Source organism: Parapedobacter sp. (assembly GCF_053550995.1).
This window is the reverse complement of record NZ_JBMQOC010000088.1, coordinates 1-8,371: the sequence shown is the minus strand read 5'-3', so window position 1 is coordinate 8,371 and position 8,371 is coordinate 1. Positions and strand designations below refer to the sequence as shown.

7 protein-coding genes are annotated in these 8,371 nt (G+C 47.6%); 2 read left to right on the top strand and 5 right to left on the bottom strand.

Going from position 1 to position 8,371, the window contains the following annotated elements:
- The 3 genes from ACO1NT_RS12240 to ACO1NT_RS12230 all read right to left on the bottom strand — a co-directional run.
- Positions 1 to 656: hypothetical protein (locus tag ACO1NT_RS12240; protein WP_449048915.1), on the bottom strand; the 656-nt coding region annotated here is incomplete at its 3' end.
- Positions 657 to 710: 54 nt separating this feature from the next.
- Entirely contained in the window at positions 711 to 1,328 is a 618-nt protein-coding gene (locus ACO1NT_RS12235) for a hypothetical protein (protein ID WP_449048914.1), read from the bottom strand.
- Positions 1,329 to 2,010: 682 nt separating this feature from the next.
- Entirely contained in the window at positions 2,011 to 2,955 is a 945-nt protein-coding gene (locus ACO1NT_RS12230) for a helix-turn-helix domain-containing protein (protein WP_449048913.1), read from the bottom strand.
- Between the two features lie 111 nt (positions 2,956 to 3,066).
- On the opposite strand from ACO1NT_RS12230, the gene ACO1NT_RS12225 reads away from it, so the two are divergent.
- Complete coding sequence (locus tag ACO1NT_RS12225; protein ID WP_449048912.1) at positions 3,067 to 4,257, top strand: ATP-binding protein; 1,191 nt, start codon at positions 3,067 to 3,069, stop codon at positions 4,255 to 4,257.
- A gap of 42 nt (positions 4,258 to 4,299) precedes the next feature.
- Here the strand turns inward: ACO1NT_RS12225 and ACO1NT_RS12220 are convergent, their stop codons facing one another.
- Together ACO1NT_RS12220 and ACO1NT_RS12215 are read right to left on the bottom strand one after the other, a co-directional pair.
- Positions 4,300 to 6,114, bottom strand: a complete 1,815-nt coding sequence (locus tag ACO1NT_RS12220) for an ATP-binding protein (protein WP_449048911.1) — start codon at positions 6,112 to 6,114, stop codon at positions 4,300 to 4,302.
- Between the two features lie 25 nt (positions 6,115 to 6,139).
- Positions 6,140 to 6,784: a LuxR C-terminal-related transcriptional regulator gene (locus ACO1NT_RS12215; protein ID WP_449048910.1), complete on the bottom strand. Its 645-nt coding sequence runs from the start codon at positions 6,782 to 6,784 to the stop codon at positions 6,140 to 6,142.
- A 460-nt stretch (positions 6,785 to 7,244) separates the two neighbouring features.
- On the opposite strand from ACO1NT_RS12215, the gene ACO1NT_RS12210 reads away from it, so the two are divergent.
- Positions 7,245 to 8,371: hypothetical protein (locus ACO1NT_RS12210; RefSeq protein WP_449048909.1), on the top strand; the 1,127-nt coding region annotated here is incomplete at its 3' end.

Here is an 8,371-nt window from a genome sequence, read left to right as displayed (position 1 = left end):
TGCAGCGCCGTGTACATGTCGAAAATGGTTTCACCGTAGTCAAAGTATTCATTCTGAAGTTCGGTCACTTCGCCCACGGCACCGAAAAACTCCTGCTGGTCGCGGTCAAGGGTTACGATATCTACCGATACGTCGTTGTAGTGCCTGAATACCTTATGGATCAGGTCGCTGCCCCGGTCGTCCTCCTCGTCAAACCAGCTTTCATTTTCATAGATGAAGTCGGCCCATTCATTAAACCACGTTTGCTCGGCAACCACCAAGCCATGCAACTCCACCAGCTCACGGTTGTGGTATACAATCCCTTTATTGAATTCGGCCACATCAATGGTAAACTCCTCCTCGATGAACGGCAGGTCTTTCTGGTCGGTCAGCTGGAAGCCCGCCTCCAGGAAGTCGAGTTCCTGTTCGGTGGGCAGGAGGAGATACTCTAGCTCGGTAATCCGCACTTCCAGGCTGAATAGCGCATCTTTATGTTGGAGGAGCTTAAGTTTGGTCTCCCATGTCCGGTCGTGCTGGCGGTAATACGCATTCAGCGCTTCGGTCTCGAAATCGAGCGTTGGCTTGGCCGGATCAAACTCCAGGATGATGGGGCGCAGTGGGTGGTGTTTTACAATTTCTTTCATCTGTTCGAGTTCAAAGTTACGAATCGTTTTCATCTTAAAAACCATCCATCCCGGGAACTTGCCCGGGATGGATGGTAGGCACGCGGCCTAAAGCGCGAACGTCGACACGACGTCGCTGTAAACGGGCGTGGTACTTTTGCCCAGGTACGACGCGCGGAATTCGTACTCCTGGAAAGCCTCCAGGTTTTCGATATCCAGCGTGGCCGTGGGGCTCAGCACGGCATTCCATTCGGCGCCTGCTTCCTTTTTCCGGTATTCGAACTGGTAGTAGCGGGCCTTCTCCCACGGTACTACCTTGGCCGCTACCGTCAGCGTGCCGAGGCCCAGGGGCTGCACCGCAAGCCGTTCCGCTTTGGGATTCGCACCGCTGTCGGGCGAGGGGTCTTTGGTGGGGAGGAATCCCGCACTCAGGATGATGGTCTGATTCCCGCGGGCGGTGATGTCCACATATTTGGCCAGGTCGCCGATCACGGTTTCCAATTCCCTGCGCTTATCGTTGCGGAAGGAGATGGCGCGGCGGTCGTTGAAGGCCGCTTCGGTCGCCGCAACACGGTAGGCAGTGGTGGCGGCGGCCAGTGTGGCCAGGTCGGGCGCCGGTGTGGTGAAGAGGTCGCTGTTGAGCGTCATCTTGTCGTGGATCTCCTCGGCGAACTGAAGCAACTGTGCCACATCCAGGTTTCTAAAATTCATTGTCGGTTTCTTCATTTCTTTTACATTTAAAAGTTAAAAAATCTTGTTCATTTACAATTACTGTTAGCTAACGATACAAAGGTGGGGGGCAGGAAACCGAAAAACGAAGAAAAGTGGGCCATATTTCGGGGTACCCCGAAAATCTTTTTGGCCCACTTTTTTTTGGGAATGTGACTTGGTGATATCAGAAACGTCGATTTTCGCGTTTTTCAAAAACATCTGCACGCGTGTAAAAGCAAATTGCAATAGGGAAAAAGCAAATTTCAATAGTGCAAAACCAATTTGCAGTAGCGTAAAAATGATTTACACACATGCAAAAGCAGACTGTAATAGTGCAAAAATAAGCTGCAATCGTGTGAAAATAATGTACACATGTGCCAAAACAAATTTCAGCATTGAAAAGTCAAATTTCAATAGAGCAAACACGAATTTCAATCGTGTAAAAATGATTAGCACGCCTGCAAACGTGAATGGTAGGTGGGCTAGTCGGAAATGCATATTTGCAAAAGCAAATTTCAACAGTGAAAGATCAAATATCGATAGAGAAAACCCAAAACACAATCGCGTACAAGTGATTTGCACGCTTGCGAACGTAAATGGTATGCGTGCTAATAAAAATTATATACATGCAAAAGCAAATGGCACCCGTGTAAAGCCAAATTGCACTCGTGTAAATGAGGTAGTATCCCGTCAAGCGTCATTTAGCCACCCGTCTTTTCCGTTCCGCCTCCGGTGAAATCTTGAACAACGCCGTATAGCATTCGATGAAATACGGTGTATCGGAGAAGTGCAATTCGGAAGCCAGGTTGTCGATAGACTCCGCGTCGTTACAGCGGAGCCGTTCGCGCGCCTTATGCAGGCGGGCCAGTTGGATGGCCTTGCTACAGGTTACCTGTTTCCCCTCAAAAGCCCGGGTAAGGGTGCGTATGGAAACACATAGGGCATCGGCAATCCGCTGCCGTGTCAGTTTCCGCTCCATGTAATGCTGTTGGATGTAGGTTGCCGCTTTATGGTATAACGCAATATCGGCATTGTCCACGGCTTTCAGCTGGGCGCTCAGGTCGCTTTGGTACTGTTCGATCAATAAGGCAATATAGTAGTTCAGTTTAATGTCGAGCGAAAAAGAGCCGCCCTTCAGCTGCTGTACCTTATCAAACAGGTGCTTCTGCCGGTAGCCGACGGCAAGGGGCGAGCGGGGGGAATCGGCAAGCATCGGAAATTCCGAGCGCACCGACCGGAGGGCTTCGCCGGATAGGCCAATGAACATCATCCAGGTTTTTCCACGGTCTATTTGGCAGATGAGCTTTTCGCCGATGCCGGTGCTGCATCCGATGTGCTGGCCCGATTTGAGTTGCCGGGAATCCGATGCGGCGATGACGCTTTTGCCCATGAATTGATAGACAAGGTGAAAGTTTTCCTCTTCCTGCGGGAGCTCGATTACCTGCGCTGCATCGCTCGCGCCTTTGATTTCCATTACCTGTATATCGCCTATTACCTTCACCGCCGCGTATAACGCGGCCGATATCGGCAAATGGTTTTCGTGTTCGAGAAATCGCAGGTATAAGCCCTTTAGAACAGGTTTGCTTTCCATCGGCCCATTGGCCATTACGGTTAATGACTGGAAAAAGGAAGATGTGCTCATCGCGTTTTGTTGAAACGTTTTCTTAGGATGCTTGCAAGATAAGCATTTTTCCGAAATATTGTTTACTGTGACTAACAAAATAGGCGTATATTTGTATAGTTTAATAAACAAATGGAACGACTAGTCGAAAAATATAGGCAAAAGCTGGGTCATACCTCGTTTGAATTTACGCGTAGTGCAATGGAGTCCATCAACTGGAATGCCCGGTTAATTGGCATTAAGGGACCAAGGGGAGTAGGCAAGACCACACTGATGCTCCAATACATCAAATCGCAACTCCATGATCGATTAGCACAGGTGTTGTACGTAAGTCTGGATGACATATGGTTCAGTAACAATCGATTGGTTGATATGGCGGATGATTTTGTAAAACAAGGAGGTACGCACCTTTTTCTCGACGAAGTACATAAATACCCAAATTGGTCGCAAGAAATTAAGAATCTGTATGACGATTATCCCGAGTTAAAGTTGGTGTTTACAGGTTCGTCATTACTGGAAATCCTCAACGCACGGGCTGATTTAAGTCGAAGAGCGGTTATTTACCTGATGCAAGGACTTTCTTTCCGTGAATACCTATCACTCGAATACGGCCATTCCGTTCCGGCGGTCCGCTTATCCGATATCTTGGACCACCATCTGGATATAGCAGCAGATATCTTGTCAAACTTCAAACCATTGCAATACTTTTCCGGGTACCTAAAGCATGGCTATTATCCCTATTACCGGGAACAATCCGATTTATACACCCAGCGCGTAGAAGAGACGATCAATATGATTCTCGAAATCGAGTTACCTACACTTCGGGCGGTAGACATTGCCTATGTGTCAAAAGTTAAACAACTGTTGCTAATCATCGCGGAGTCTACTCCATTTATCCCTAACGTAAGCAAAATCAGCGCGAAAATAGGTATTAACCGGACGACACTGCTCGCGTACCTGCACTACCTCCAAGAGAGCGGCCTGACCCAAAACCTGTTCCGGTCTGCCAAAGGTATCAGCCGGCTGCAAAAGCCGGATAAAATCTTCTTAGAGAACACCAATTTGGCGTATATTTTCGGTAATGCCGACATCGGTAACGTCAGGGAAACTTTTTTTGCCAACCAACTCTCATTCCACCATCAGCTTGAATTTGCCGAAAAGGGCGACTTTTTGGTGGATAGCCGATATGTATTTGAAATCGGCGGAAAGGATAAGACCGCGCACCAACTGAAAGGTGTTGCCGAGGGATATGTAGCCGCAGATGGTATTGAATACGGAACGGCTGGAAAGATTCCCCTTTGGCTCTTTGGTTTTTTATATTAGTCCAATAGCCGTGCGCTTCAGATGCTGCGTAAGGTAGGCATTTTACCGTTTCACAGGGATGGTTACGATGATTTCGGTGCCACCTTCGTCAGAACGGATATCCAATTCACCGTTCAATAATTGGGCCCGGCGTTGGATGGATTGAAGTCCCATAGCGGAAGGTTGATTAAGCCGCATGTGTCTAGCCAATCCCTTTCCGTCGTCTTTTACGATCATGAAAAGCCTTTCCATTTCTTCATAGACCAAAATTTCCACCATCGTTGCTTTTGCATGTTTGATGATGTTGGTGATGGCCTCTTGGATGATGCGCAGCAAAGCAATCCGGGTATCGGCGTTCACGTGCGATAACGAAGTGTCGTCAATGTGGATTTCCTTACGGTAACGGCTATCGGGCAAAGCACTGTCGGTAAGAAGCTTGATTCGCTGCTCAAAAGACTGCTCTCCCTGTTCCCGGGCGGCCCCAAACCACTCGTGGCTCTTGCTCCGGGCCGTTTCGTATGCCCTCGTTATTTCCGATTTCAGCTGGTCGAGCCGGTGTTTCATGGAAGCATCGCCGGTATCCATCGATAACACTTCCAACTGGTGATTGATGCCTGCAAGGGAAGAAGAAAGGCCGTCGTGCAGATCTTGGCCAAGTCGCTGCTGTTCTTCTTTCACCGCCAGATGCTTCGCCTCCTCCATGGCGATGATCTGCATGTTGGCCGCATGGTTTAATGCCTCCACCTGCTCTTTCGCTTTCCGGTTGCGGCGGAGCATGGTCAGGTAAATGGCCAGTATAATAATCAACGCAGCGAAAGAAATAACCACCAACCAAAGGGTTCGTCGGGAATTTTCAGCACTCAGCAGCTTATTATCGGCCTGTATGCCGTTGAACTGCACATAGTCGCTGATGAATTGTCTTGAATTCTCCCAGTCAGCTTCCATTGCCTTTTTCAATTCTTCGTAGGCCTTAATGATTTCATCTTTGTCGCGAAGAGCGTTGCCAACTGATAAAGCAAGGTTTAAGAGGTAGATTTCTAGGTATTTGTCTCCGCTTTTCTGTGCTGTTTCATATTGTTGGTAGAGATAATCAAGTTTCTTGTGAACATCATCCTCATAATTATAAAAGGTCATCAGGCAACCAATTTCCAGAATGGTATTGCCGGTGCGCTGCGCATCAGCAAGGGATTGCTGTACAAGAGACCAAGCTTTTTCTTTCTGGCCGTTTGAAAACAATAAGTCTGCCTGCCAAAGTCGAACGTGGGCCAATACGGATTCATTATCGTAACGGACGGCGATTTCGGTACATTTGTTTATATAATACGCGATGCTATCTTCAGAAAGCTTTGGACCCCGATTGAGATAGCTCAAGTAAACTTCCGCCATAATGCTATCCTTTTCTAGTGCTGTTCCGGTTTTGATGGCTTTTCGCAAAAGGGAGGTGATCTCTGTCCTGTCCAGGATGCCTTTGTTCCCCACTTCAGCCATATCCAGGTATACCTGGACAATTTTTTCAGTATCGTCAAGTTTTTGATACTGCGAAAGCACGTTACTGAGCAGTTCAAGCGATTCTGCATACAATCCTTTCTTAAATAAAGCAAAAGCAATTAAGTGGTCGGCGTCTATCTTCCCTTTCCCGTAGCCCAAATGGGTTGCCAAACGCTTGGCCTGCATGCCATAATAAAAGCAGCTATCGGCATTTCTGGAGCGGTATAATGTGCCCAGCCGGTTTAGGCTATTGACCTTGCTTACACTGTCAGGGGCCAAAGATAGGATGTGTAATTCCTGTGTGATCTGCTTGATTTGACCGAGCGCACTGTTATTAAGGAAGCAAAAGAGGATGAGGAGTATAAAGGCAGTGCGTATTAGTCCTTGCATGATGAGCAAATCTACGGAATTCTATTTATTCCAAAAGGTGCTGCTTTCGGGCATAAGTTAGCAACTCAACGATGGATTTACTTCCCGACTTGGTCATCATATTGCGCCGATGAGACACAATCGTGTGTTTACTTAAATGAGTAGCTTCGGCAGTCGCCATGATGGACATTCCCCGGGCAAAATATTGTAAAATATCAAGTTCACGGGCAGTGAACGGAATGCTATTGCCCGGAGCCAATGTTTCGGTATTGATGATTTTTCGTATCACGGGGCAAATATACTGCGCGTCTAGTGCGATGGTCTGCAGGCAATCGATAACCGTATCCACACCGCAGGATTTGCTGAGAAACCCGTTGGGCTCGTAGGTTAAGATGTGATGGATCAGGGCAGGGTCCGCAACACTGCTTACCACAATAACACGTGCTTTTTTATTGATTCTGCGGGTCTCTTTGATGAGTGAAAGCGCATTTTTCTTGGGTAAGTAGTAGTCTAGGAACAAGTAAACCGATTCGTCGAAATACTTAATTAAGAACCGGCGGTATGATTGCTCGTCATCAAAAGCATGAACCGATTTGAAAAGCATGAGCCGTTCAAGCACTGTAGAAAAGGATTCCGCAAACAATAGATGATCATCATAGATAACCGCTATCGGATGTTGTGTTGGGTGCATGGGCAAACGTGTTAGAAATCGGAAATATTGCGGAAGCAAATCTAATAAAATAGTCCGACGTCCCTGATGCCGTTAATCTAGCAAAAATATGCTATTTAATTTATAATTAATGACATCGATTAGCCATAATGCTACCATAAAGTAAGCGTAATTCAATCTAATCCTTTCTTTTGCTTCTGAAAAACACATCTGCAAATGAATCAAAACCAATAAGCAAGTATCGTATTCGCTGTGCGAGTATAACTATAACTACCATACAATTGCCGAGAAGGCCACGTAATATCTACCAAATGAATAACGAGTTACCGATTTTAAATTTATCTCATTATATACTACTGTTAATCAGTTGGTTACGCTTGATGGGTCTTCGCATATCGGTTTAGGTAGCAGCGCGGTGTTACGAATGTATTAAACGATAAATGCCAACAAAGGAACAATCAGAAGTTAATCTTTACGAATTATGAATAAATATTTACTACTTACTGCCATTTCCATGCTATTTATGGGATCGGTGTTTTCGCAGCAAAAAGTGAAAGATCGTACCGTTGAAGGAAATACGCTTCCCAACGGCAATGCGATACTGGAATTGGAAAGTACCAACAAAGGGTTGCTGCACACGCGCGTAACGCTGACCAGCAGTACCGAAGCCAGCCCCTTGTCGCAACACGTGGCAGGGATGATGGTTTATAATACCGTAACCGTAAATGACGTTGTACCGGGTATTTATTATAACGACGGAACCAAATGGGTGCTGGCAGGTGCGGTAACGAACGGGGCGAACAACATCAGCTATAACCCTGCTTCGTATGAGATTACTTATGTTGATGACGAGGGGGATACCCAAACCATCGATTTGCAAGCGGTTGTAAAAGCTAATGAGACGACCACCACGTTGGTGGATAATGAGGACGGTACGTATACATACACAAACGAAACGGGGGCAACAGTACTGATTGATGTCCCCGGCGATGTTGCCGACAACTTCGAGAACATTCTCAACAACCCTGATGTACAGGCCCTCTTGAACGAGTTTGTGGCAGGGCAAACGTATGGGAATGTGACCTTTGATGGTACTGCATTCTCCTATGTCGATGGTGCCGGCAACCCGCAAGTACTCGACTTCGCCGCGTTGGTACAGGCCAACGAGACGGTGACGACATTGACGGAAAATGGTGATGGTACGTACACCTATACGAATGAAGACGGCACGGTGGTCATCTTCGACGCGAACACTTCCACGGTGACGGACAACGGCGACGGCACCTACACGGTTACCAACGGTGACGGCACCACGGTGACGATCGATGCGGCAGGAGAGGTGCTGACGGAGTTGCAGGACAACACGAGCGACATCTACACGGAAATCCAGAACATCATCACTGCGGGCAGCGATGAGTTGGTGGACAACGGCGACGGCACCTTTACCCACACGGCGGCCGACGGCACGGTGGTTACCTTCGATGCGAACACCTCGACGGTGACGGACAACGGCGACGGCACGTATACCATTACCAACGCGGATGGCACCACGGTGACGATCGACGTGGCGGGTGACGTGCTGACGGAGTTGCAGGACAACACGAGCGC

Coding starts and splice junctions, on each gene's coding strand:
- ACO1NT_RS12220 (WP_449048911.1), bottom strand. CDS start 6,114: ATGCAAGGACTAATACGCACTGCCTTTATACTCCTCATCCTCTTTTGC.
- ACO1NT_RS12235 (WP_449048914.1), bottom strand. CDS start 1,328: ATGAAGAAACCGACAATGAATTTTAGAAACCTGGATGTGGCACAGTTG.
- ACO1NT_RS12225 (WP_449048912.1), top strand. CDS start 3,067: ATGGAACGACTAGTCGAAAAATATAGGCAAAAGCTGGGTCATACCTCG.
- ACO1NT_RS12230 (WP_449048913.1), bottom strand. CDS start 2,955: ATGAGCACATCTTCCTTTTTCCAGTCATTAACCGTAATGGCCAATGGG.
- ACO1NT_RS12215 (WP_449048910.1), bottom strand. CDS start 6,784: ATGCACCCAACACAACATCCGATAGCGGTTATCTATGATGATCATCTA.